At 61.0% G+C, this 23,569-nt stretch carries 23 protein-coding genes; 17 read left to right on the forward strand and 6 right to left on the reverse strand.

The window, feature by feature from the left end; genetic code table 11:
- Window positions 1-515: 515 nt before the first annotated feature.
- Entirely contained in the window at window positions 516-1,106 is a 591-nt protein-coding gene (locus tag ACFWXH_RS09485) for a hypothetical protein (protein ID WP_379119580.1), read from the reverse strand.
- A 215-nt stretch (window positions 1,107-1,321) separates the two neighbouring features.
- Here ACFWXH_RS09485 and ACFWXH_RS09490 point away from each other — a divergent pair, with 215 nt between their 5' ends.
- Window positions 1,322-2,860: a trimethylamine methyltransferase family protein gene (locus tag ACFWXH_RS09490; protein ID WP_379119582.1), complete on the forward strand. Its 1,539-nt coding sequence runs from the start codon at window positions 1,322-1,324 to the stop codon at window positions 2,858-2,860.
- 90 nt (window positions 2,861-2,950) lie between these two features.
- The gene (locus tag ACFWXH_RS09495; protein WP_379119584.1) at window positions 2,951-5,392 is read left to right on the forward strand and encodes an FAD-dependent oxidoreductase; all 2,442 of its coding nucleotides are present in this window, start codon (window positions 2,951-2,953) and stop codon (window positions 5,390-5,392) included.
- 48 nt (window positions 5,393-5,440) lie between these two features.
- Here ACFWXH_RS09495 and ACFWXH_RS09500 read toward each other — a convergent pair whose 3' ends face one another.
- A complete protein-coding gene (locus tag ACFWXH_RS09500) occupies window positions 5,441-6,217 on the reverse strand; it encodes a VOC family protein (RefSeq protein ID WP_379119586.1) in 777 nt (258 codons plus the stop codon).
- Window positions 6,218-6,478: 261 nt separating this feature from the next.
- Here ACFWXH_RS09500 and ACFWXH_RS09505 point away from each other — a divergent pair, with 261 nt between their 5' ends.
- The 7 genes from ACFWXH_RS09505 to ACFWXH_RS09535 all read left to right on the forward strand — a co-directional run bounded on the left by ACFWXH_RS09505 (window position 6,479) and on the right by ACFWXH_RS09535 (window position 11,460).
- Complete coding sequence (locus ACFWXH_RS09505; protein WP_379119588.1) at window positions 6,479-7,834, forward strand: NAD(P)-dependent oxidoreductase; 1,356 nt, start codon at window positions 6,479-6,481, stop codon at window positions 7,832-7,834.
- A gap of 2 nt (window positions 7,835-7,836) precedes the next feature.
- Window positions 7,837-8,142, forward strand: coding sequence for a hypothetical protein (locus ACFWXH_RS09510; protein WP_379119590.1), 306 nt, complete (start codon window positions 7,837-7,839; stop codon window positions 8,140-8,142).
- A 6-nt stretch (window positions 8,143-8,148) separates the two neighbouring features.
- On the forward strand, window positions 8,149-9,462 hold the full coding sequence (preA, locus tag ACFWXH_RS09515; RefSeq protein WP_379119592.1) for an NAD-dependent dihydropyrimidine dehydrogenase subunit PreA: 1,314 nt from the start codon (window positions 8,149-8,151) through the stop codon (window positions 9,460-9,462).
- 113 nt (window positions 9,463-9,575) lie between these two features.
- On the forward strand, window positions 9,576-10,094 hold the full coding sequence (locus tag ACFWXH_RS09520; RefSeq protein WP_379119594.1) for an RrF2 family transcriptional regulator: 519 nt from the start codon (window positions 9,576-9,578) through the stop codon (window positions 10,092-10,094).
- Between the two features lie 18 nt (window positions 10,095-10,112).
- Window positions 10,113-10,571 carry a carboxymuconolactone decarboxylase family protein gene (locus tag ACFWXH_RS09525; protein ID WP_379119596.1) on the forward strand — a complete coding sequence of 153 codons (459 nt, stop codon included), beginning with the start codon at window positions 10,113-10,115 and terminating at the stop codon, window positions 10,569-10,571.
- Between the two features lie 65 nt (window positions 10,572-10,636).
- On the forward strand, window positions 10,637-11,023 hold the full coding sequence (locus tag ACFWXH_RS09530) for a DoxX family protein (RefSeq protein WP_379120890.1): 387 nt from the start codon (window positions 10,637-10,639) through the stop codon (window positions 11,021-11,023).
- Between the two features lie 74 nt (window positions 11,024-11,097).
- Complete coding sequence (locus ACFWXH_RS09535) at window positions 11,098-11,460, forward strand: DoxX family membrane protein (RefSeq protein ID WP_379119598.1); 363 nt, start codon at window positions 11,098-11,100, stop codon at window positions 11,458-11,460.
- 3 nt (window positions 11,461-11,463) lie between these two features.
- Here the strand turns inward: ACFWXH_RS09535 and ACFWXH_RS09540 are convergent, their stop codons facing one another.
- The 4 genes from ACFWXH_RS09540 to ACFWXH_RS09555 all read right to left on the reverse strand — a co-directional run bounded on the left by ACFWXH_RS09540 (window position 11,464) and on the right by ACFWXH_RS09555 (window position 14,855).
- Window positions 11,464-12,171, reverse strand: coding sequence for a DUF4087 domain-containing protein (locus tag ACFWXH_RS09540; protein WP_379119600.1), 708 nt, complete (start codon window positions 12,169-12,171; stop codon window positions 11,464-11,466).
- A 72-nt stretch (window positions 12,172-12,243) separates the two neighbouring features.
- On the reverse strand, window positions 12,244-12,756 hold the full coding sequence (locus ACFWXH_RS09545) for a gluconokinase (RefSeq protein ID WP_379119602.1): 513 nt from the start codon (window positions 12,754-12,756) through the stop codon (window positions 12,244-12,246).
- Window positions 12,753-14,102, reverse strand: a complete 1,350-nt coding sequence (locus ACFWXH_RS09550) for a GntP family permease (protein WP_379119604.1) — start codon at window positions 14,100-14,102, stop codon at window positions 12,753-12,755. Before ACFWXH_RS09550 ends, ACFWXH_RS09545 begins: the two co-directional genes overlap by 4 nt.
- A gap of 114 nt (window positions 14,103-14,216) precedes the next feature.
- Window positions 14,217-14,855 (reverse strand): TetR family transcriptional regulator C-terminal domain-containing protein, encoded by a 639-nt coding sequence (locus ACFWXH_RS09555; protein ID WP_379119606.1) that lies wholly within the window; start codon window positions 14,853-14,855, stop codon window positions 14,217-14,219.
- Between the two features lie 240 nt (window positions 14,856-15,095).
- On the opposite strand from ACFWXH_RS09555, the gene ACFWXH_RS09560 reads away from it, so the two are divergent.
- From ACFWXH_RS09560 to ACFWXH_RS09595, 8 genes are all read left to right on the forward strand, one after another.
- The gene (locus ACFWXH_RS09560) at window positions 15,096-16,424 is read left to right on the forward strand and encodes an aspartate aminotransferase family protein (RefSeq protein WP_054308306.1); all 1,329 of its coding nucleotides are present in this window, start codon (window positions 15,096-15,098) and stop codon (window positions 16,422-16,424) included.
- A 72-nt stretch (window positions 16,425-16,496) separates the two neighbouring features.
- Window positions 16,497-17,747, forward strand: a complete 1,251-nt coding sequence (locus tag ACFWXH_RS09565; protein ID WP_379119608.1) for a Zn-dependent hydrolase — start codon at window positions 16,497-16,499, stop codon at window positions 17,745-17,747.
- A 132-nt stretch (window positions 17,748-17,879) separates the two neighbouring features.
- Window positions 17,880-19,331: a dihydropyrimidinase gene (hydA, locus tag ACFWXH_RS09570; RefSeq protein ID WP_054308304.1), complete on the forward strand. Its 1,452-nt coding sequence runs from the start codon at window positions 17,880-17,882 to the stop codon at window positions 19,329-19,331.
- A complete protein-coding gene (locus ACFWXH_RS09575; RefSeq protein WP_379119611.1) occupies window positions 19,328-19,708 on the forward strand; it encodes a hypothetical protein in 381 nt (126 codons plus the stop codon). Before hydA ends, ACFWXH_RS09575 begins: the two co-directional genes overlap by 4 nt.
- A complete protein-coding gene (locus ACFWXH_RS09580) occupies window positions 19,705-20,496 on the forward strand; it encodes an ABC transporter ATP-binding protein (protein ID WP_054308303.1) in 792 nt (263 codons plus the stop codon). The genes ACFWXH_RS09575 and ACFWXH_RS09580 overlap by 4 nt, the downstream gene beginning before the upstream one ends.
- 6 nt (window positions 20,497-20,502) lie before the next feature.
- Window positions 20,503-21,381, forward strand: coding sequence for an ABC transporter permease (locus ACFWXH_RS09585; RefSeq protein WP_379119613.1), 879 nt, complete (start codon window positions 20,503-20,505; stop codon window positions 21,379-21,381).
- Window positions 21,378-22,532: an ABC transporter permease gene (locus tag ACFWXH_RS09590; RefSeq protein WP_379119615.1), complete on the forward strand. Its 1,155-nt coding sequence runs from the start codon at window positions 21,378-21,380 to the stop codon at window positions 22,530-22,532. Before ACFWXH_RS09585 ends, ACFWXH_RS09590 begins: the two co-directional genes overlap by 4 nt.
- Window positions 22,533-22,580: 48 nt before the next feature.
- A complete protein-coding gene (locus ACFWXH_RS09595; protein ID WP_054308300.1) occupies window positions 22,581-23,552 on the forward strand; it encodes an ABC transporter substrate-binding protein in 972 nt (323 codons plus the stop codon).
- The last annotated feature ends 17 nt before the right edge of the window (window positions 23,553-23,569 follow it).

The raw sequence follows: 23,569 nt of genomic DNA on the forward strand, positions 1-23,569 counted from the left end.
AAGGCTGCGGCTGAAGCATCGAAAAAGGCCAGCCCAGCAAAGAGCGCCAAGGCGAAGACCGCGGCCGTCAAGGCGGTGAAAACCCCAAGAAACAAGAATGTTGCTTCGGTGCCTGTAGAACCGCCGAAGCCGATCGATCCCGCCGATGTCGGTCGGCCAGCCGGCATAGCGCGACCTGCCGAGCCGGACGATCTCAAGCTGATCGTCGGCATTGGACCGCAGATCGAGATCGCTCTCAACGACTTCGGTGTCTATCGCTTCGCCCAGATCGCCGGCTGGTCCGATACCGAGCGTGAGTGGATCGACAAGCGCCTGATGCTACTGGGACGTTCCGAACGCGATGATTGGGTGAAGCAGGCCCAGGCCTTGGCCGACGGCGGCGAAGAGGAATATGTGCGGGTGTTCGGCAGAAAGCCCAGATAGTTGCTTCCTTCAGAGCGTTCCGTTTTTCATGGAAACGCTCTAACTCTTTGTTTTTACGCAATTCCTGGAATTGCTCTTGCGGATCACCCGGCTTAGCGACAGCTTTGCAATTGGCCGCGGTAGCGGTCGGCCATGGCCGCGGTGTCGCGCGCATAGCGCTGAATGCCACTGTTGCCGCGCCAGTCGCCGCGCTTGTAGCCGCCCCAGCCGAGATAATAGGCGAGGTAGAGATTGTAGGTGTCGTCGCGCGCCACGCCGTAGGTATCGACGGTCTTGGTGTGATACCAGCCGACGAAATCGACGGCATCGGCAAAACTGGTGCGGCTCGCGGTGAAGTTGCCGCTTTCGCGTCGGTACTGGCTCCAGGTGCCGTCGAGGGCCTGGGAATAGCCGTAGGCGCTCGAGACCCGAGTCCACGGAATGAAGCCGAGAAGCTTGGTGCGCGGCGGGCGGGCGTTGCTCTTGAAGCCGGATTCCTTGCGCACCGTCGCCATCAGCACATGCATCGGAATGCCGTATTTCCGTTGCGTGCGCTCAGCCACGGAGCGCCAGTCATTGAACCAGCCATCGCGCTGGTCGAAAACGGCGCACACATCGTTGATGCGGTTCGGCGCTGTCGCACAGGCCCCTAGCACCAGCACGACACCGATCGCTAAAACTCGACTAAAACTGTACGCACGCATGGCGAGAGCATTAGTCGCAAATCATAAAAGGAGTCTTGCGGTACTTCTTAACCTGTTTGGCGGATGCGAGGCAAAGCGCGCCACTGCTATTTTTTCGACAAGATGTGTCGCTTTTATTTTATTGAAAGTGCATTGGTGACGCTGAAGATAAAATCTCGTCCGGAAATGACGTATTCCTGATAGTGAGATGAGCCGAACGGCGCTCTGATGCCGCCATGACCGCACTTCGCGCCAGACGCAGCGCCGGACGCGTCCTTTCCAAAGCCGGGGTCCCGATCCCGCAACTGCCACCGCGCCGAGTGGAAAATCCCTATCCACCGATGGCGCTGCTTTCCGCCGATCAGGTCGAAGCGATCCATCAGGCATCGCTGCATATCCTGGAAAACCTCGGCATCGAGCTGATGAATCGCCGCGCGCTCGCGCTCTTTCAAAGCGCCGGTGCGGATGTCGATCACGATACCATGACGGTGCGCCTTGATCGGGGGCTGATCGCCGAAGCGCTCGAGACGGCGCCTTCGTCCTATACGCTGGCATCGCGCAACCCAGCCCGGCAGCTGACGTTCGGCGGCAATGTCATCAACTTCACGCTGGTCGCCGGGCCTCCCAATGTGCACGATTTCGAACGCGGTCGGCGCGCCGGCAATCTCAATGATTATCGTGAGTTGGTCAGCCTCGCGCAGCACTTCAACTGCATTCACATGCTGGGCAACCAGGTCTGTGCGCCGATCGAATTGCCGGCCAACACGCGCCATCTCGATACCTATTTCGCCAATCTCACGCTGACCGACAAACCTTTCCATGTTTCGGCTATCGGTGGGGGCAGGGCGCGGGACGGCATCACGATGGCGGCGATCGCGCGGGGGCTTTCACTGGATGAGATCACCGCCGACCCCGGCGTGGGCACCGTCATCTCGGTCAATTCACCGCGGCGCTTCGACGAGATGATGGCGGAAGGATTGATGACGATGGCCGAGTTCGGCCAATCCGTCTGCGTAACCCCCTTCACCCTGATGGGCGCGATGAGCCCTGTGACGTTGGCCGGAGCTCTTGCACAGCAGAACGCCGAGGCCTTGTTCGGGATAACGCTCGCGCAACTGGTGCGGCCGGGCTGTCCGGTCGTGTACGGCGCATTCACCTCCAATGTCGACATGCGCTCTGGCGCGCCGGCCTTCGGCACACCGGAAAACACCAAGGCCAACATCGCTTCGGGGCAGTTGGCGCGGCGATACAATCTGCCCTATCGCACCACGCCGGGTTCGGCCTCCAATGCGGCCGATGCACAAGGGGCCTATGAGACGCTGATGGCACTGTGGGGTGCCGTGCTTGGCCACGGCAACCTTGTCTACCATGCGGCGGGCTGGCAGGAGGGCGGGCTGACCGCCTCGTACGAGAAGTTCATCATCGATATCGAGATGATCCAGCACATGATGGAATTCCTGCGTCCCATCGTTGTTGACGATGGTGAGCTGGCGCTGGATGCACTGGCAGGCGTGCCAACCGGTGGGCATTTCTTCGGCGAACCGCACACGCTGGAACGCTATGCCACTGCCTTCTACCAGCCGCCGCTGTCCAATTGGCAAAACTACGAGGCCTGGACCGAAGCCGGCGCTCTCGATGCAACGCAACGCGCAACCAGGCTGTGGAAGAAGGCGCTGACGGAATATGTACAGCCTCCGATGGACGCAGCCCGACGCGAAGCGCTGGAAGCCTATGTGGCGAAGCGCAAGGAAGGGATCGGAGCCGGGGAGCCGTGATGGTCCAGTGCCGGCTTGTGAAATTGAATCAACGGCCTCTTGCCGAGAATCTCAAAGCTCGTCCAACCTATTGAATTATCGGGAAGAACAATGAAGTCGCATGCAAGGGTCGTGGTCATCGGGGGCGGCGTCGTCGGCTGCTCGGTGCTGTTTCATCTCGCGCGCGCCGGCTGGACCGATGTCGTGCTTCTTGAACGCGACGAGCTCACGTCCGGCTCGACCTGGCATGCGGCTGGCGGCATGCACACGATCAATGGCGATCCGAACGTTGCCAAGCTGCAGAAATACACGATCAGTCTCTACAAGGAGATCGAGGAGCTGTCCGGGCAGGCGACCGGCGTGCATCTGACCGGCGGCGTTTTCCTCGCTGCCACCGAGGCACGCATGGATTGGCTGCGCAACATGGTGGCGAAGGGGCGTTATCTCGGCATCGAGCTTGAGGAAATCTCGCCTCGGGAAGCGGCTGAATTGATGCCGCTGATCGATCCCGGTCAGTTCGTCGGCGCCATCCATAACAAGGAGGATGGTCACCTGGATCCTTCCGGCGTCACCCATGCCTATGCCAAAGCGGCGCGCAAGCACGGGGCGGAGATCGAACGTTTCACCAAGGTCGAGGACATCGCGCGCCAGCCGGACGGCATGTGGCGCATCATCACCAACAAGGGCGAGGTGGTGGCCGAGCATGTCGTCAATGCCGGTGGCTTGTGGGCGCGTGAAGTCGGCCGGATGGTCGGGCTGGAACTGCCCGTGCTCGCCATGGAGCACATGTATCTCATCACCGAGGACATGCCCGAGGTCGCAGCCTGGAACAAGAGAACCGGCACCGAGATCATGCATGCGGTCGACTTCGACGGTGAACTCTACCTGCGCCAGGAGCGCGGCGGCATGTTGATGGGCACCTACGAGAAGGCCGGCAAACCCTGGTCGGAACAGGCAACGCCGTGGGATTTCGGTCACGAACTGTTGGAGCCGGACATCGACCGTATCGCGCCGTCGCTGGAGGTCGGCTTCAGGCATTTCCCGGCCTTCCAGCACACGGGCATCAAGCAGATCATCAACGGCCCCTTCACCTTCGCGCCGGATGGCAATCCGCTCGTCGGTCCGGTGCGTGGGCTGCCGGGCTTCTGGGTCGCCTGTGGCGTCATGGCAGGGTTCAGCCAGGGCGGCGGCGTCGGCCTGGCACTGTCGAACTGGATGATGCATGGCGATCCCGGCGCCGACATCTTTGCCATGGATGTCGCGCGCTACGGCGACTGGGCTTCGATGACCTATACCAACGCCAAGGTGCGCGAGAACTATTCGCGTCGTTTCTCCATTCGCTTTCCCAATGAGGAACTGCCGGCAGGGCGCCGGCTGAAGACGACGCCGATCTACGATCAGCTTGCGGCACGTGGCGCCCAGTTCGGCTCCGCCTATGGGCTGGAAGTGCCGCTCTGGTATGCGCCGGAGGGCGTGCGTGATGAATTCTCCTGGCGGCGGTCGACAGACTTCGAGCATGTCTCTGCCGAGGTGAAGACGGCGCGCGAACGTGTTGGTCTTTCCGAGATTTCCTCCTTTGCCAAATACCGGGTAGCCGGCGCTGGAGCCGAGGCATGGCTCGATGGGCTGCTCGCGTGCAAATTGCCTGCGGCAGGTCGCATGACCCTTGCTCCGATGCTGAAGGAAGATGGTAAGCTGATAGGCGATTTTTCGCTCGCCAATCTCGGCCTGGGCCGGGACGGTGACGCGGAATGGTTCATTGCCGGTTCGGGCGTGGCCGAGCAATATCATATGCGCTGGTTCGAGCGTCATCTGCCCGCCGACGGCTCGGTGAAGATAGAGCCTCTTGGGCTGAGCCGTGTCGGGCTGTCGATTGCCGGGCCTCACGCGCGGGAGGTCCTGGCCAAGGTCACCCATGCCGATGTGTCGGCTACAGCCCTCAGATTCATGGACATCAGGCCGCTCGATATCGGCATGGCGCCGTGTCTTGTCGGTCGCGTCAGTTACACTGGCGATCTCGGCTACGAGATCTGGATGGCGCCGGAATATCAGCGCCATGTCTTCGAAACCCTGATGGCGGCCGGCGAGGCGTTCGGGATCGGCCTGTTCGGTTCGCGAGCCCTCAATGCGCTGCGGCTGGAAAAGAACTACGGCTCGTGGGCGCGTGAATACCGGCCGATCTATGGGCCGCTGGAAGCTGGACTTGATCGCTTCGTCGCCTATTCGAAACCCGCGGATTTCATCGGCAAGAAAGCGGCTGTCGCCGAGCGCGCTTCCGGCGGCAAGTTGAGGCTGCGCAGTTTTGTTGTCGATTCCGTGGATGCCGACGTGATCGGCGACGAGCCGATATGGCATGGTGGTGCCGTGCGTGGATGGGTGACTTCCGGCGGCTACGCCCACCATTCCGGTGTGTCCGTGGCGATGGGCTATGTGCCGAAAGAGATCGCGGACGAAAGCGACGGCTTCGAGATCGAGTATCTCGGCCGTCGCCATGCTGCCCGCATGCAGCCCGTGCCGCTGTTCGATGGCAATCAGGAAAGATTGCGCGGGTAGATGCTGTCTGCCAGGAAGAGGCGCGACGCCTCTTCCTGTAGTTGCCGCTCAGCGCGTCGGCGCCAGGAGCGCGAAATAGGCGCCCTGCGGGTCGGTGCATTGCACGATCCATTGGCCGTTGGGCACTTCCATCGGGCCCATGACGACCTTGCCGCCGTTGTCGGTCACGCGCTTGGCGGCGGCGTCGATGTCGGTGACGTTGAAGTAGAACAGCCAGACGGGAACCGGAATCTGTTCCGGTTTGTTCATCATGCCGCCGTTGACCACGCCGTCGACGACAAAGGGCTGGTAGATGCCCATAGGGCCCATGTCGAAGGGCTCGTCCTTCACCCAGCCGAACTGACCGGAATAAAAGTCGAAGGCTTGCTGCCAGTCGGTCGTGTAAAGTTCATGCCAGCCGACATGACCCGGGGTGTTCAGCGGGACCGGTGGCTGGTCGGGACCGTTCGGCTCAAGGAACATGAAAGCCGCACCTTGCGGGTCGGCGACCACGGCGAAACGGCCAACGCCCGGAATATCGTCGACCGGGCGATGCACGGTGCCGCCCGCCTTCTGCAATGCATCCACCGAAGCATCGATATCCTTGGTTGGGAAATAGCCCATCCACGCCGTCGGAACGCCCATCTTGGCGGCTTCTTCCGGTAGCGTCATCAAACCACCGACGCCGCGATCGCCTGCGTTGACGACAATGTAGCGTGGCGATCCGGGCGCCTTGTCGAACGGTTCCGCGCGCCAGCCGACCACAGCGGTATAGAAAGCCTCCGCAGCATCAAGGTCGGTCGTCATCAGCTCATACCAGAAGAAGGATTTCGCAGGACTAGGCATGTCATTCTCCCCTGTTTCGCGGCTATTCACGCCGGTGATTGGACCATGATTTGCTGCCGGCGATTATAAGACGATGACACGGGCGCTATTTCGACAGCGGCCGGTAAATTTCTGCAGTGCAGCAAAGATCCCGGTTAAATCATGACAATAAAAGTCATGTTATTTTCGAGGTTTTTCAGGTGCTTAACTCGAAAATTGACCAATTGATAAAAAAACAAAACGTGCTAGCCTTCCTCAAAACCACAATAATGGGGAACAGGAATGACGACAGGTCATTTCAAGGAAGGCATAGCCGGCGGCCGGCTGTCGGCCGAAGCCTATGCCGACAATTTTTCTGATTTGCATCCGCCACTTGACCATCACGAAGCGCTTGTCGAATCCGATCGCTGCTATTTCTGCTACGACGCGCCCTGCATGCAGGCCTGCCCGACGTCCATCGACATTCCGATGTTCATCCGGCAGATCGCAACCGGCAATGCACTTGGTTCGGCCAAGACCATCTTCGACCAGAATATCCTTGGCGGCATGTGTGCCCGCGTCTGCCCGACCGAGACGCTGTGCGAGGAAGTCTGCGTACGCGAAACCGCCGAGGGCAAACCCGTGCAGATCGGTCGTTTGCAACGTTACGCCACGGATGTGGCGATGGGCGAGGGCAAGCAGTTCTACAACCGCGCCAAGTCGACGGGCAAGAAAGTCGCCGTCGTTGGAGCCGGGCCTGCCGGGCTTGCGGCAGCGCATCGGCTCGCTCGTCATGGCCATGACGTGACCGTGCTCGAGGCCAGGCCGAAATCGGGTGGTCTCAATGAATACGGCATCGCCGCATACAAAAGCGTCGACAATTTCGCCCAGGCCGAAGTCGACTACGTGACGGCGATCGGCGGTATTGCCATCGAGAATGGCAAGGCTCTGGGCCGTGACTATCAGCTTTCCGAGCTGACCAAGAAATACGACGCCGTGTTCCTCGGCATGGGATTGGGTGGCGTCAATGCGCTGCGAGCCGAAGGCGAGGATCAAGACGGCGTTGCCAACGCGGTCGACTTCATCGCCGAATTGCGGCAGGCGAGCGACCTCGGCAGCTTGCCGGTCGGCCGCCGCGTCGTGGTCATCGGCGGCGGCATGACGGCGGTGGACGCCGCCGTGCAGTCGAAGCTGCTCGGCGCGGAGGAGGTGACGATCTGCTATCGCCGCGGCAAAGAGCACATGAACGCCTCGGAGTTCGAACAGGACCTAGCGGCTGCCAACGGCGTCACCATCCGCCATTGGCTGCAGCCGAAAAAGGTCATCGCCGATGGCGGCAAGGCGATCGCCATCGAGCTCGAATACACCGCGATGAAGGGTGACAAGCTTGTCGGCACCGGCGAAACGCTGAGGCTTGCCGCCGATCAGGTGTTCAAGGCGATCGGCCAGTCCTTCGTACCGGCGGCGCTGAATGGCAGCGGTCAGGCCATCGCGCTGGAAAATGGCCGCATCAAAGTCGATGGTGAGGGCCGAACCTCGCTGGCCAAGGTCTGGGCGGGTGGCGACTGTGTTGTCGACAGTCGCGAGGATCTCACCGTCTCGGCCGTAGCCGCGGGGCGCGACGCTGCCGAAAGCATCCATCGGACGCTGATGGGCTGACGATGAACCGGCTGTTCTCCCGCAAGGCGAATTCCTTGGATCTATGGGGAGACGGCGATGAGGTCGAGATGATCGAGGCCATCGAAAGGGCCTATGCGATCAGCTTCGAGAAAGCGGAGGCGGAGCAGCTCGTTACGATGGGACAGCTGTTTGATCTGGTGAAATCGAAGATCGGCGAACAAAGCGCCAAGACGACTACGGACGATGCGCTTTGGACCGGGCTCGTCAAGCATGCCCACGATGCCGGCGCCGATCCGCGCCGCGCGGTCGATCGCAACACAACATTCTTTTCCCGAAACGCGGAGTAAGAAGCCATGGCGGACATCCGCAACAATTTTATCGGCATCAAGTCACCCAATCCGTTCTGGCTGGCGTCCGCGCCACCGACCGACAAGGCCTACAATGTCGAGCGAGCCTTCAAGGCAGGCTGGGGCGGTGTGGTGTGGAAGACATTGGGCGAGGAAGGCCCGCCGGTGGTCAATGTCAACGGGCCGCGTTACGGCGCGATCTGGGGTGCTGACCGCCGGCTGCTTGGCCTGAACAATATCGAGCTGATCACCGACCGCGACCTGCAGACCAACCTGCGCGAGATGAAGCGGGTGAAGAAGAATTGGCCGGATCGCGCGCTGATCGCCTCGATCATGGTTCCATGTGAGGAACAGAGCTGGAAGGCGATCCTTCCGCTGGTGGAAGAAACCGGCGCGGACGGCATCGAGCTCAATTTCGGCTGCCCGCACGGTATGAGCGAGCGCGGCATGGGGGCGGCTGTCGGCCAGGTGCCGGAATACATCGAGATGGTGGTGCGCTGGTGCAAGCAGTACACGCGCATGCCGGTGATTACCAAGCTGACGCCCAATATCACCGACATCCGAAAGCCGGCGCGTGCTGCCAAATCCGGTGGCACCGATGCGGTGTCGCTGATCAACACCATCAATTCGATCACCTCGGTCAACCTCGATAGTTTTTCACCGGAGCCTTCGATCGACGGCAAGGGCAGCCATGGCGGCTATTGCGGCCCGGCGGTGAAGCCGATCGCGCTCAACATGGTGGCCGAGATCGCCCGTGATCCGGAAACGCACGGCCTGCCAATCTCCGGCATCGGCGGCATTACCACCTGGCGTGACGCCGCCGAATTCCTGGCCTTGGGCGCCGGCAACGTGCAGGTGTGCACGGCGGCCATGACCTACGGCTTCAAAATCGTGCAGGAAATGATCGCCGGCCTCGAAAACTGGATGGACGAGAAGGGCCACCGTTCGCTCGACGACGTCATCGGGCGCGCGACACCCAATGTGAGCGACTGGCAGTATCTCAACCTCAACTACATCGCCAAGGCGCATATCGACCAGGATGCCTGCATCAAATGCGGCCGCTGCCACATCGCCTGCGAAGACACTTCGCATCAGGCGATCACTTCGATGGTCGAAGGCGTTCGCCATTTCGAGGTGATGGAAGACGAGTGCGTCGGCTGCAATCTCTGCGTCAATGTCTGCCCGGTTGATGGTTGCATCACCATGGTGCCGCTGGCCGCCGGCACGCTCGACCAGCGCACCGGCAAGACGGTTGAGCCGGTTTACGCGAACTGGACGACGCACCCCAACAATCCGATGGCCAAGGTTGCTGCCGAATAGTCTCTGACAGACAACGAAAAAAGCGGTGCAGCGGTGCATCGCTTTTTTTGCCTTCTTATTGACGATAAGAAATATCCACGATAAAAAATATCCATGATTAAGGAGAGGCAACCATGAAGCTGAGCGAAGGCGTCGAAGCGGCGATCCATTCCGCAGCCATGCTCGCTGCGCTGGAGGATGACGCGACCATGCCTGCCTCGGCGCTGGCAGAAGCGTTTGGCCTGTCCTCCAGCTATCTGTTGAAGCATCTGCAGGCGTTGACGGCCGCCCGTATCCTTGAGTCCGTACCCGGTCCGACCGGCGGATATCGGTTGGCACGTGTGCCGGAGAAGATCTCGCTGCTCGACATCGTGCTGGCCGTGGAAGGCCCGCGTCCGGCGTTTCGGTGTGGCGAGATCCGCCGCAACGGTCCTGCCAGGATCGACGCCTCAGCCTATGTGCAGCCTTGCGGCATCAATGCCGCCATGCTGCGTGCCGAGCGCGCCTACCGCGCTGCACTCGCTGCCGAGAAGCTGTCCGACATCATCAGCGAATTCATGGCCGATGCCGACCCGCGCGTCGTTCAGGCCAGTTGTGCCTTCGCAGCCCATCATGCGCGGCCACAGAAATCCACTTCCCAGAATAACCGGTAACCCAGGAAAGGACCGATCATGCAACCCAGGCTAGACTTCTTCGCCGAGGCGCCGCAGTTGATGAAGTACGTCGTCAGCTTGAACAGGGCAGTGGAGGAAAGCGGGCTCGACAAAGGGCTTCTGCACCTCATCAAGCTGCGTGCTTCGCAGATCAATGGCTGTTCCTATTGCGTGGAAATGCACAGCCGCGAGGCGCGCGACGATGGCGAGAGCGAACAGCGTCTCTACCTTGTTGCCGCCTGGAAAGAATCGCCGCTGTTCACCGAGCGCGAGCGCATGGCTTTCAAATGGGTGGAGACGGTGACCAAGATCGCCAATGCCGGCGTACCGGATGAACTCTACCAGGAAGGACTCCAGCATTTCTCGAAGGAGGAGTTGGTGAAGCTGACCGTCGCGGTCGCCATGATCAACACCTGGAACCGGCTCTGCGTGACGTTCCACGCCGTTCATCCAATGCCGACCGCCAAGGCCGCATGATATCAAAATCGTAGATTGAGCAGGGTGCGTTGGCCGCGCCCTGTTTTCTTTTGGGGATCAAGATGATGCTTGTCGATTTTCATAAAGAGATTCTGTTTGTCGGTCGACTTTTGCTGGGCGGTGCCTTCATTTTCGCAGGGCTGCGCAATATCCAGAACCGGACTTTCGTGGCGCAGCTGATGAGCGGGCGCGGCGTGCCGCAAGCGGCACTAGTGCTTTGGGCCGGCATCGTCGTACAGGCCATTGCCGGGGTGCTGCTGATCGCGGGTGTCTGCACCGCAGCTTCAGCGGCGCTGCTGCTTCTGTTCCTGATCGTGGCGACGCCGATGTTCCACAATTTCTGGGATTACCAGCCGGGGCCGGACCGCGTTGCGAAGATCAACGGCTTCGTCGGCAATGTCGCGCTGGCCGGCGCGATCCTGGCGCTGATCGCGAATTCGCTGCAGGCTTGACCGTTTGTCGAGATACCGCTTCAAGGTTCAGGCGCTGCACACAATGCCGCTTCGAATGCCGGGGGATGGATGGCATGGAAATCTTGATGCTGATCGGACGCTGTATTTTCGGCGGGTTCTTCCTGATCGCGGGCATCCGCAATTTTGCCCATTTCAACGAACGCAGATCCGGTGCCACCAATTACGGGTGGCTGCTGCCGGCGCCCGTAATGGCTGCCGGATTCGCAGTTCAGTTGTTCGGAGGATTGTTGTTGATCCTCGGTTTCTGGGTCGTTCCGGCGGCGCTGGCGCTGATTGTTTTCCTGATGTTGGCGACCGCGCTCTACCACAATCTGTTTCTGTTCCAGGGGAAGGAACGAGACCCGCACCTTTACCTCACTTTGGTCAATATCACGCTTGCCGGCGGTCTCCTGCTGGTCATTGCCGACGCGGGTTGACGCCTACAGCTTGCTTTCTGGCGGCAGGCTCTTGTCCTTCTTGCAGGTGGCCAGCGGCAGGGTCTTGCCACCCACTATGCTTTTCACCGACTTGGTCGCCGGGTCGGCGATGAGTTTCACACAGGCGCAGCCGTAACCGTAGTTGCCATTGGAATTGACATATTGGGTCGGATCGAAATCCGGCAGCTTGTCCATGCCGGCGGCCCCGGCCCCTTCGGCATTGCCTTGCGTGGCGAATACCCACATTGCGTCCTTGTCGACCAGCCACCAGTTGCCCGGCGTCGGGTTGACCAGCCAGCCGCACCGGTTTTCCGCCTGTCCGGCTGCCTTTTTTATGCTGGATGCAGTCGATGCGGATGCACCGGCACAACGCTTGTAGAGCACCGACTTGCCCATGCCGAACCCTTCCGGGTTGTAGAGCATCTGATCCTTGTCGTCGGCATATTCGAAGTTATCGACATTGCCTTCCTGCTTGTAGTGGATCGCGCCGTAACCACGCGGGCTTTCCTTCGGCGTGAAAAAGACAGCCTGGGCTTTCTGCCCTTTGTATTGAAGCGTGCCTGCGGTGAAGGTGACGGTGGTGCCGCTGCATTTGCCGGCCTCGGCCCATACACCTTGAGCGGCAGCCGGAACCTTTGTGCCGGCGGCGAAAGCCGGCGCAGACAAGGAAGAGACAATGGTCAGCCCGGCAACAAGCAGTCTCAAGCGCATCGTTTTCCCCCTATGCGTGATCACTAGTTCTGCATGCGAGCTGATTGGGTTCAAGGCGCGAGGCGCGCTTTCTCAGGCAAGATGCAAGCGGTCGATGACCTGATCCGCTTCTTCGGTGGGGATCTCGCCGATGTCGATGACGATGCCTGTCTCGTCCGCCTGCAGGGGCTCCAGCGTCGCGAGCTGTGAATCGAGCAGGCTCGGTGGCATGAAATGGCCCTTGCGGGCCTTCATGCGTTCCATGAGCAGTTCACGCGAACCGGAAAGATGGGCAAAGGCAACGACACCTTTCTCGCTCTCGCCGCGCAGGATGTCTCGGTACGAACGCTTGAGCGACGAGCAGGTGACGAGCGCAGGACGCCCGGACTGGATGCGCCCGTCGATCCAACGCGATATGGCTTCCAGCCACGGTCTTCGGTCGTTGTCGTCGAGCGGGATGCCGTGGCTCATCTTCTCGACATTGGCCTTCGGGTGCAACTCATCGCCCTCCAGCAGGTCCCAATGCAGTCGTTCCGCCACAAGGCCGGCGATCGTCGACTTGCCGCAGCCCGATACGCCCATGACAATGACGACGAGCGGCTTCACAGGAAAGCTCCGAGGATCAGGACGCCGATGAGGCCGCAGACGGAAATGATGCATTCCATCATCGTCCAGGTCTTCAGCGTCTGGCCGATGTCCATGTTGAGGTAGCCTTTGACCAGCCAGAAGCCGGCATCGTTGAGGTGCGAGAGGAAAAGCGAGCCTGAGCCGATGGCCAGAACCATCAGCGCACCCTGCGCGGGAGGTAGGCCGGCCGCGACTGGGGCCAGAATGCCGGCCGCGGTCACCGTTGCAACCGTCGCCGAGCCGGTGGCAACGCGCACCAGCACCGCGACGAACCAGGCCAGGAACATCACCGGCAAGCCGCTGCCGGTGATGCCATTTGCGATGACCGTGCCGATCCCGGTGTCGACCAGAACCTGCTTGAAGCCGCCGCCTGCGCCAACAACGAGAAGGATGCCGGCGATAGGACCAAGCGAACTTTCGAGACTGTGAGCCACGGCGGCCTTGGGCATCCTGAACATCAAGGCGCCGGCGATCACCGCAATTCCGAGCGCGATCAGCGGCTCGCCCAGGACATGCAGGGCAGATGGAAGCAGGGCTTGTGAGCCCGGCGCAACGACTTCCGATATTGCGCGGGCGAGCATGAGGACGACAGGAAGCAGGATCGCGGTGACTGCCGTGGCGAAGTTCGGTTGCGTGGTCGCGCCTTGCTGGCTGTCGCCCGCTTGCCCGAACAATTCGGGCGTGGGCACATTCACCCAGCGGTCGGCGATGGTGGCGAAGATGGGGCCGCTGATGATGACGGTGGGGATGGCGATGAGAACGCCGAGCGCAAGAGTGAGGCCAAGATTTGCGCCAAGCGTGCTGATGGCGACGAGCGGGCCGGGGTGTGGTGGCACCAGGCCATGCATGGCGGAGAGGCCGGCAAGCGTCGGAATGGCGATCTTGACGATGGATTGGCCGGAACGTTGGCTCACCAGGAGGATCACCGGCATCAGCAGCACAAGCCCGATCTCGAAGAACATCGGCAGGCCAATGATGGCGCCGACCAGCCCCATGGTCCAGGGCAACATTTCGGGTCTGGAGTGCCCCACCAGGGTGTCGACGATACGGTCGGCGCCCCCGGAATCGGCCAGCAGCTTGCCGAACATCGCGCCCAGTCCCATCAGGAGGCCGACACCGGCCATGGTTGTACCGAACCCCTTGGTGAATGAAGCGACGGAGGCGGCAGCACCAAGGTTGGCAGCGAGACCTACACCGAGCGCACCGATCGACAAGGACAGGAAGGGATGGAGCTTCAGCCAACTTATCAGGAGGACGATCGCGGCGATGCCGGCCAGTGCGGCAATGATCAGTTGGGCATCACCAGCGGTGGCTGCTTGTTCCATGCAGTGTCCTCCATGCCCCCGCATGCATTAGTTCGCACGATTGCCGGCAAAATCAACGGTGGGGAGACGATTTCCACTTCACGAGAAGGGGAGCACCAAAGCCGATGATTGCTGTCAGTTTGTGCTGCCCTTCGGCTTCAACCCATCCAGGAAAAGCTGCTCCAGGAATCGGGCGGCATCTTCGAAGCGGCCTTCGCCACCAAGGTCGGGGCCGAGTACAGCGCGCACCTGTACGTCGAAATCGGCATAGTGCTGCGTCGTAGCCCAGATCGAGAAGATCAGATGCCGGGGGTCGGTGCGAACGATCTTGCCGGCACGCATCCAGTCCTTGATGATGGCGACCTTCTCCTCGACGAGACTTTTCAACTCACCTTCCAGCAGGGGCATGATGCGAGGTGCGCCTTGCAGGATCTCGTTGGCAAACAGCCGGCTCTCGCGGGGATAGTCCCGCGCCATCTCCAGCTTGCGACGGATATAGCTGCGCAGTTCCGTCAGCGGATCGCCGACATCGTCGAGTTCGCGCAGCGGTGCCAGCCACGTGTCGAGCAGGCGCTGGATCAGCGTCTCGTGGATTTCCTCCTTGCGGCGGAAATAATAGAGCAGGTTCGGCTTCGACATGCCTGCTGCTTCTGCGATCTGGTCGATCGTCGAGCCGCGGAAACCATGCATGGAGAAGACTTCGAGTGCCGCCTCCAGGATCAGCTCGCGCTTTTCCTGCTGTATACGGGTACGGCGCGGGGCAGGGGCGTTCATGTCGTGGGAAGCCCTTTGCAAGACAAGGCATTCAAGGCATTCTGGACCAATTGTCTGGACCAGTTTTTGCTGAGCTGTGGAGCGCGCTTCGAATGCGGCATTTCCGCTAGTAATCCCTTGACCGTCACCATGGCGGTGCTAACGTTTGTCCATCCGGTCAAAAATTTGCGTAGCATGAAAACGCGCCGAAGACCAAGCGTTGGCCGCACCGAAACGAAGCAGTGAAAGGAAAGCTTGGTCATGTCCAATCGGCTCAAGGTAACGCCGAACGATCTCAGTGCATTCTGGATGCCGTTTACGGCGAACCGGCAGTTCAAGCAGGCGCCCCGTATGTTGGTCAGCGCCAAGGACATGCACTACACGGCCTCCGACGGCCGCAAGATCCTCGATGGCACCGCCGGCCTGTGGTGCGTGAATGCCGGCCACTGCCGCCCGAAGATCACCGAGGCGATCCAGCAGCAGGCGGCGGAGCTCGACTACGCCCCGGCCTTTCAGATGGGCCATCCGATCGTGTTCGAACTGGCCAACCGCCTGGTCGACATCGCCCCGAAGGGCATGGACCACGTCTTCTTCACCAATTCCGGTTCGGAATCGGTCGACACCGCGCTCAAGATGGCGATCGCCTATCACCGCGCCAAGGGCAACGGCTCGCGCTTCCGCCTGATCGGCCGCGAGCGCGGCTATCACGGCGTCAATTTCGGCGGCATTTCGGTTGGCGGCATCGTCAGCAACCGCAAGATGTTCGGCACGCTGCTGACCGGCGTCGATCATATGCCGCATACCCATCTGCCGGAAAAGAACGCCTTCACCAAGGGTGTGCCGGAACATGGCGCGGAGCTCGCCGACGAACTGGAGCGTATCGTCACGCTGCATGATGCCTCGACCATCGCCGCCGTCATCGTCGAGCCGGTCGCCGGCTCCACCGGTGTCATCCTGCCGCCGAAGGGCTATCTGCAGCGCCTGCGCGAGATCTGCACCAAGCACGGCATCCTGCTGATCTTCGATGAGGTCATCACCGGTTTCGGTCGTCTCGGAGCACCGTTCGCCGCTGACTATTTCGGCGTGACGCCCGACATCATCACCACCGCGAAGGGCGTATCCAACGGCGTCGTCCCGATGGGCGCGGTGTTCGTGACCAAGGAAATCCACGACACGTTCATGAACGGCCCCGACCACATGATCGAGTTCTTCCACGGTTATACCTATTCGGGCAATCCGATCGCCTGCGCGGCCGCACTCGGCACGCTGGACACCTACAAGGAAGAGGGTCTGCTGACTCGTGGCGAAGAGCTTGCACCCTATTGGGAAGACGCGTTGCATTCGCTGAAGGGCGAGCCGAATGTCATCGACATCCGCAACATCGGCCTGATCGGCGCCATCGAACTTGCGCCGATTGCCGGCCAGCCGACCAAGCGTGCCTTCTCGGCTTTCGTGAAGGCCTTCGAGCGCGGTGCGCTCATCCGTACCACCGGCGACATCATCGCACTGTCGCCGCCGCTCATCATCACCAAGGGCCAGATCAACGAGCTGATCGACCACGTGCGCGAGGTTTTGAGAGCGATCGACTAAGCGCAAGCCAAACGTTGCGGCCGGCGTCGGGAACCGCCGGCCGCAACGTCGACAGACAATGAGAGGACCATAATGGCCGCACCCGGCGAGAACCTGCGCATCAATCCCGACCGTCTATGGGATTCCCTGATGGAGATGGCCAAGATCGGCCCGGGCGTCGCCGGCGGCAACAATCGCCAGACCTTGACCGATGCGGATGGAGAAGGGCGGCATCTTTTCAAGCGCTGGTGCGATGCGGCGGGTCTTGAAACCGGCATCGACAGGATGGGCACGATGTTCGCCCGTCGCGAAGGCACGGATCCCGAAGCGCTGCCGGTCTATGTCGGCTCCCATCTCGATACGCAGCCGACCGGCGGCAAATATGACGGCGTTCTCGGCGTTCTCGGCGGGCTGGAAGTCATCCGCACACTGAACGACCTCGGCATCAAGACCAGGCATCCGATCGTCGTCACCAACTGGACGAACGAGGAGGGCGCGCGTTTCGCTCCGGCCATGCTGGCGTCCGGCGTCTTTGCCGGTGTGCATACGCTGGACTATGCCTATTCGCGCAAAGATCCCGACGGCAAGATATTCGGCGACGAGCTTAAACGTATCGGCTGGTTGGGCGACGAAGAGGTCGGCGCGCGCAAGATGCACGCCTATTTCGAGTATCACATCGAGCAAGGGCCGATCCTCGAGGCCGAGAACAAGCAGATCGGTGTCGTCACACACGGCCAGGGCCTGTGGTGGCTCGAGTTCACGCTAACCGGCAAGGAAGCGCATACTGGTTCGACGCCGATGAATATGCGCGTCAATGCCGGGCTGGCCATGGCGCGCATATTCGAGATGGTGCAGAAGGTGGCGATGGAGAACCAGCCGGGCGCCGTGGGAGGCGTGGGGCAGGTGACATTCTCGCCCAATTCGCGCAACGTGCTCCCCGGCACCGTCGTTTTCACCGTCGACATCCGTTCGCCCGAACAGGCCAAGCTCGACCGCATGCGCGCTGCGATCGAGGCCGAGGCCCCCAGGATCGCCAAGGAGCTGGGTGTCGGCTGCTCCGTCGAGGCGGTCGGCCATTTCGATCCCGTTACCTTCGATCCGACGCTGGTTGCCCGGGTGCGCGGGGCGGCTGAAAAGCTTGGCTACTCGCACATGAACATCATCTCCGGCGCCGGCCACGACGCTTGCTGGACGGCGAGGGTTGCGCCCTCCACGATGGTCATGTGCCCCTGCGTCGACGGACTTTCGCACAACGAGGCCGAGGACATTTCCAAGGAATGGGCTGCTGCCGGCTGCGACGTGCTGTTCCATGCGGTGGCGGAAACCGCGGAGATCGTCGAATGAGGCGATTTCGAAGGACCCGTCAGGCGCGACCTCTGGGCTAAATCCGACGCAATAGTTCTTCGAAATCGCCTGATTGAGTCACATACCGAACGCAGCTCACCAGAAGCGCGAACGAAACAAGGGAACTGCAATATGACCAGAGTGATCAGGAACGGCACCGTCGTTACGGCCGACCGCACTTGGAAAGCCGACGTGCTGATCCAGCACGGCAAGATCGTCGCGATCGGCCAGAACCTGCATGGCGACCATGAGTTCGATGCTTCCGGCTGCTATGTCATGCCGGGCGGCATCGATCCTCACACCCATCTCGAAATGCCTTTCATGGGCACCTATTCGGCCGACGACTTCGAAAGTGGCACTCGCGCGGCACTTTCAGGCGGCACGACCATGGTGGTCGATTTCTGCCTGCCGGCGCCGCAGCAGTCGCTGCTCGAGGCGCTGCAGATGTGGGACAACAAGACCTCGAAGGCCGCCTGCGACTTCTCCTTTCACATGGCAGTGACTTGGTGGGGCGAACAGGTCTTCAACGAGATGAAGACCGTCGTCGACAAGGGCATCACCTCGTTCAAACACTTCATGGCCTACAAGGGCGCGCTGATGGTGGATGACGACGAGATGTATGCGTCGTTCCAGCGCTGCGCCGAATTGGGAGCGCTGCCGCTGGTGCATGCCGAGAATGGCGATGTGGTTGCGGCGCTTTCGCAGAAGCTGCTGGCCGCCGGCAATAACGGACCGGAGGCACATGCCTATTCACGCCCACCGGAAGTGGAGGGCGAAGCCACCAACCGCGCCATCATGATCGCCGACATGGCCGGTGTGCCGCTTTATGTCGTGCACACGTCCTGCGAGCAGGCGCACGAGGCGATCCGGCGCGCGCGCCAGAAGGGCATGCGCGTCTATGGCGAGCCGCTGATCCAGCACCTCGTGCTCGACGAGACCGAATATTTCAACAAGGATTGGGACCATGCCGCGCGGCGTGTGATGAGCCCACCCTTCCGCAACAAGCTACACCAGGACTCCCTATGGGCCGGCCTTCAGGCTGGCTCGCTGCAGGTGGTTGCGACAGACCACTGCGCCTTCACCAGCAAGCAGAAGCGTTTCGGCGTCGGTGATTTCACCAAGATCCCGAACGGAACTGGTGGCCTGGAAGACCGCATGCCCGTGCTGTGGTCGGCAGGCGTCAACAGCGGCCGGCTGACCATGAACGAATTCGTGGCGGTGACGTCCACCAACATCGCCAAGATCCTCAATATGTATCCGAAGAAGGGAGCGATCGTCGAAGGTGCGGATGCCGACATCGTGGTGTGGGATCCGAAGCGCAAGAAGACGATCTCCTCCAAGGCTCAGCAGTCGGTAATCGACTACAATGTCTTCGAGGGCTACGAGGTGACCGGCCTGCCGCGCTTTGTCTTTTCGCGGGGCGAGCTCACCATTCAGGAGACCGAGGTGAAAACCAAGCCCGGGCATGGCGAATTCGTAGCGCGCGAACCCAACGGGGCCGTCAACCGCGCGCTGTCGACCTGGAAGGAGATCACGTCGCCGCGCAAGGTGGAACGCACCGGCATTCCGGCGACGGGGGTGTGAGTTTGCGGCGGCTTTTCCTCGTCGCAGTCGCCGCAGTTGTTACGACTGTGCCAGCTCTTGCAGCCGGAATCGATCTTGCCAAGCCCTATGGCAACAAATCGGGCTGCATCAACAGGAATGGGCAGCAGGTCTATGCTGAGGATATGCTGCTCGTTACCAAGACCGATCTGGTGACGGCGGCCAGCGCCTGCACTATCAAGGAGAGTAAGGCGAACAGCGATGGCTCACTGCTCCTGAAGACTGAATGCGAGGCCGAAGGCGAAGAGGGCAAGGCGCCGGCGGATTTCACCCTGAAGCCCAGTCCGAAAAACAAAAAGAGGCTCATCGTGACCGACGACAGCGGCTTCGTCATGGGAGAAGTGTCGCAGTGCAAATGACCGCCGTAAAGCCAGCCGTCGTTGCGGCAAGCAAACTCGGCCTTACCTTCCAGACCAATGATGGGCCGGTTCAGGCGCTTTCCGATGTCGACCTCACCATTGGCAAGGGTGAGTTCGTCTCCTTCATCGGGCCATCGGGCTGTGGCAAGACGACGTTCCTGCGCGTCATCGCCGACCTGGAAAAACCTACCTCGGGCTCGATCACCGTCAACGGCATGACCCCTGAACAGGCCCGCGAGAAGCGGGCCTATGGTTATGTGTTCCAGGCAGCAGCGCTGTTCCCATGGCGCACCATCGAACGCAATGTGGCGCTGCCGCTGGAAATCATCGGCCTGCCCAAGGCCGAGCAGGCCAAGCGCATCAAACGCACGATGGAACTGGTCAATCTGGCCGGCTTCGAAAAGAAATATCCGTGGCAACTCTCGGGCGGCATGCAGCAGCGCGCCTCGATTGCCCGCGCGCTTGCCTTTGAGGCCGACCTTCTCTTGATGGACGAACCGTTCGGCGCGCTGGACGAGATCGTGCGCGATCATCTCAATGAACAACTGCTGCGGTTGTGGGCGGCTACCGACAAGACGATCTGTTTCGTCACCCACTCCATCCCGGAAGCCGTTTATCTCTCGACCCGCATCGTGGTGATGTCGCCTCGACCTGGCCGCGTCACCGACGTGATCGAGTCGACACTGCCCCGTGAGCGCCCACTGGATATCCGTGAGACGCCGGAATTCCTGGCCATAGCGGCACGGGTCCGGGATGGCTTGCGGGCCGGTCATTCCTACGAGGATTGATCGGGCATGGACTCTCTTCGTTCAAAGATCATCCCGGTCACCACCATCCTCGCGGTTATCGTCGCCATCTGGTATGTCGGCGCGGTGGCAATGAACGCTCCGTTCCAGCGCGACATGGACAGCCGCAACAATGCCACGCCGAGTACGATGGAGTTCATCGGCAAGACGCTGTCGCAGCCCAAGCCGACGTTGCCGGCACCGCACCAGGTGGCGCGGAACTTCTTCGAGAATACCTTCACACGGAAGGTCACCAGCAACCGCAGCCTCGTCTATCATGCCTGGGTGACGCTCTCCTCGACGCTGCTCGGTTTTGCCTTCGGTACGGCGCTCGGGATCGTGATTGCTGTCGGTATCGTGCATGTGACGACGCTCGACCGTAGCCTGATGCCGTGGATCATTGCCTCGCAGACCATTCCGATCCTGGCCATCGCGCCGATGGTGATCGTGGTTCTGGCCGCTGTCGGTATCACCGGACTGATCCCCAAGGCGCTGATTTCGACCTATCTTTCGTTCTTCCCGGTTGCGGTCGGCATGGTGAAGGGCTTGCGTTCGCCGGAACTCATGCATCTCGACCTCATGCATACCTACAATGCCAGCCGCTCGCAGACTTTCTGGAAGCTGCGCGTGCCGGCATCGGTGCCGTTCCTGTTCGCCTCGATGAAGGTGGCGGTGGCGGCAAGTCTTGTCGGCGCCATCGTCGGCGAGTTGCCGACCGGCGCGGTCGCCGGTATCGGCGCCAAGCTGCTCGCCGGCGCCTATTACAGCCAGACGATCGACATCTGGTCTGCGCTGGTGGCGGGCTCGGTGGTGGCGGCACTTCTGGTCGCACTGGTGGGCCTCGCAGGTCGTCTTGTTGACCGCGCCATGGGTGGGAGGCCGGCATGAAGGCCTTGAAACCATCCTGGCAGGCTGTGCTTGCGATCGTGCTGTGCCTCGTGGCGGCGATATGGGGCGCGATGAGCGTGCCTGAAGTGGCCGCCTGGGCGCAGCCCACCGCCACGATCGACTATCCATACATGGGCACCAAAGGCCTGATGTACGGCATCGCCATCGTTGCAGCGGTGCTCTCCATGTTCGCACTTGCGCCGGCGCTGGAAGCGCTGGTCCTGTTCGCCGGCTCGACCGCCGCCGCACTTCTGCTGCTGCACGGCATCACCGGCTTCGAGGGCACTGCACGGGCGCCGTACTATCTGCTGCTGACTGCAACCTGGCTGCTTGGCTGGCGTTGCGTGGCCGTGCTGTCATCGATGAAGCCGTCCAACCGTTGGATGTCGACCACGTTGAAGCTGGCCGTTCCGGCACTGTTCGGCGTCTGGATACTGGTTCTGTGGGAAGCGACCACGCGTGGTGCCGGTATTCCGTTCATCCTGTTGCCGCCGCCAAGTTCTGTCGGCATGCGTATCGTCAATTCGTTGCCGGTGCTGTGGGCTGATGTGAACCAGACCATCTTCCACTCGGTGCTGATTGGCTATCTACTGGGCTGCGCCAGCGGTTTCATTACGGCAATTCTGGCCGATCGTTTCGTTTTCTTGCGGCGTGGACTGATCCCGATCGGCAACATGGTCTCGGCGCTGCCGATCATCGGCGTGGCACCGATCATGGTCATGTGGTTCGGTTTTGATTGGCACTCGAAGGCGGCCGTCGTCGTCATCATGACTTTCTTCCCGATGCTGGTGAACACTGTGGCCGGGCTTGCAGCCTCGGGGCACATGGAACGCGACCTGATGCGGACCTATGCCTCGAACTACTGGCAGACACTGGCCAAGCTCAGGCTGCCGGCAGCGGCTCCCTTCATTTTCAATGCGTTGAAGATCAACTCTACACTGGCGTTGATCGGCGCCATCGTCGCCGAATTCTTCGGTACGCCGGTGGTCGGCATGGGTTTCAGAATATCGACCGAGGTCGGTAGAATGAATGTCGACATGGTCTGGGCCGAAATCGCGGTTGCAGCGCTCGCGGGTTCGGTTTTCTATGGCGTGGTCGCGCTCATCGAACGGGCTGCCACGTTCTGGCATCCGTCTGTCCGGGGAGGTTAGGCGGAGGGAGACAAGCAGGGTTTGGGTTCAACTTCAGAGGGTAAGAACATGAAAAGAACGATTGTTTCGATGCTGGCGGCCGGCATGTCGCTGATCGCTTTCCAGGCGATGGCCGAAGACAAGGTGACGCTGCAGCTCAAATGGGTCACGCAGGCGCAGTTCGCCGGCTACTATGTCGCCAAGGACAAGGGCTTCTACAAGGAAGAAGGGCTCGACGTCGAAATCAAGCCGGGCGGCCCGGACATTGCGCCGGAGCAGGTGATCGCCGGCGGCGGCGCCGATGTCATCGTCGACTGGATGGGCGGCGCCTTGGCTGCTCGCGAAAAAGGCGTCGGGCTGGTCAATATCGCGCAGCCCTTCAAGAAGGCCGGCATGGAACTGGTTTGCCCGAAAAACGGGCCCATCAAGACCGAAGCCGACTTCAAAGGGCATACGCTCGGCGTCTGGTTCTTCGGCAACGAGTATCCGTTCTACGCCTGGATGAACAAGATCGGCCTCAAGACGGAAGGTGGGCCGGACGGCGTCACGGTGCTCAAGCAGAGCTTCGACGTGCAGCCGCTGATCCAGAAGCAGGCCGATTGCATCTCGGTGATGACCTACAATGAATACGGGCAAGTGCTCGATGCGGGCTATAAGCCGGAAGATCTCATCGTCTTCAACTATACGGCGATGGGCAACGACCTGCTCGAAGACGGGCTCTACACGCTCGAGGACAAGCTGAAGGACGCGGCGTTCGAAGACAAGATGGTGCGCTTCGTGCGGGCTTCGATGAAGGGGTGGAAATACGCCACCGAGAACACCGACGAAGCAGCCGATATCGTCGTGGAGAATGGCGGTCAGGATGAAAACCACCAGAAGTTCATGATGAAGGAAGTGGCGAAGCTGATCGACAATGCCGACGGCAAGCTGATCCCGGAAGCTTATGAGCGCACCGCCAAGGCGCTGCTCGACCAGAAGATCATCACCAAGCAGCCGGAAGGTGCCTACACCACCGCGATCACCGACAAGGCAATCAAGTAGCGGTTGGGCATCTGCAG

It is taken from the genome of Mesorhizobium sp. NPDC059054, assembly GCF_042739215.1.
Classification (GTDB): domain Bacteria; phylum Pseudomonadota; class Alphaproteobacteria; order Rhizobiales; family Rhizobiaceae; genus Mesorhizobium.

Coding starts and splice junctions, on each gene's coding strand:
- ACFWXH_RS09535 (WP_379119598.1), top strand. CDS start 11,098: ATGGAAATCTTGATGCTGATCGGACGCTGTATTTTCGGCGGGTTCTTC.
- ACFWXH_RS09510 (WP_379119590.1), top strand. CDS start 7,837: ATGAACCGGCTGTTCTCCCGCAAGGCGAATTCCTTGGATCTATGGGGA.
- ACFWXH_RS09495 (WP_379119584.1), top strand. CDS start 2,951: ATGAAGTCGCATGCAAGGGTCGTGGTCATCGGGGGCGGCGTCGTCGGC.
- ACFWXH_RS09485 (WP_379119580.1), bottom strand. CDS start 1,106: ATGCGTGCGTACAGTTTTAGTCGAGTTTTAGCGATCGGTGTCGTGCTG.
- ACFWXH_RS09505 (WP_379119588.1), top strand. CDS start 6,479: ATGACGACAGGTCATTTCAAGGAAGGCATAGCCGGCGGCCGGCTGTCG.
- ACFWXH_RS09585 (WP_379119613.1), top strand. CDS start 20,503: ATGGACTCTCTTCGTTCAAAGATCATCCCGGTCACCACCATCCTCGCG.
- ACFWXH_RS09530 (WP_379120890.1), top strand. CDS start 10,637: ATGCTTGTCGATTTTCATAAAGAGATTCTGTTTGTCGGTCGACTTTTG.
- ACFWXH_RS09500 (WP_379119586.1), bottom strand. CDS start 6,217: ATGCCTAGTCCTGCGAAATCCTTCTTCTGGTATGAGCTGATGACGACC.
- ACFWXH_RS09560 (WP_054308306.1), top strand. CDS start 15,096: ATGTCCAATCGGCTCAAGGTAACGCCGAACGATCTCAGTGCATTCTGG.
- ACFWXH_RS09580 (WP_054308303.1), top strand. CDS start 19,705: ATGACCGCCGTAAAGCCAGCCGTCGTTGCGGCAAGCAAACTCGGCCTT.
- ACFWXH_RS09555 (WP_379119606.1), bottom strand. CDS start 14,855: ATGAACGCCCCTGCCCCGCGCCGTACCCGTATACAGCAGGAAAAGCGC.
- ACFWXH_RS09525 (WP_379119596.1), top strand. CDS start 10,113: ATGCAACCCAGGCTAGACTTCTTCGCCGAGGCGCCGCAGTTGATGAAG.
- ACFWXH_RS09490 (WP_379119582.1), top strand. CDS start 1,322: ATGACCGCACTTCGCGCCAGACGCAGCGCCGGACGCGTCCTTTCCAAA.
- ACFWXH_RS09550 (WP_379119604.1), bottom strand. CDS start 14,102: ATGGAACAAGCAGCCACCGCTGGTGATGCCCAACTGATCATTGCCGCA.
- ACFWXH_RS09595 (WP_054308300.1), top strand. CDS start 22,581: ATGAAAAGAACGATTGTTTCGATGCTGGCGGCCGGCATGTCGCTGATC.
- ACFWXH_RS09590 (WP_379119615.1), top strand. CDS start 21,378: ATGAAGGCCTTGAAACCATCCTGGCAGGCTGTGCTTGCGATCGTGCTG.
- ACFWXH_RS09520 (WP_379119594.1), top strand. CDS start 9,576: ATGAAGCTGAGCGAAGGCGTCGAAGCGGCGATCCATTCCGCAGCCATG.
- ACFWXH_RS09565 (WP_379119608.1), top strand. CDS start 16,497: ATGGCCGCACCCGGCGAGAACCTGCGCATCAATCCCGACCGTCTATGG.
- ACFWXH_RS09540 (WP_379119600.1), bottom strand. CDS start 12,171: ATGCGCTTGAGACTGCTTGTTGCCGGGCTGACCATTGTCTCTTCCTTG.
- preA (WP_379119592.1), top strand. CDS start 8,149: ATGGCGGACATCCGCAACAATTTTATCGGCATCAAGTCACCCAATCCG.
- hydA (WP_054308304.1), top strand. CDS start 17,880: ATGACCAGAGTGATCAGGAACGGCACCGTCGTTACGGCCGACCGCACT.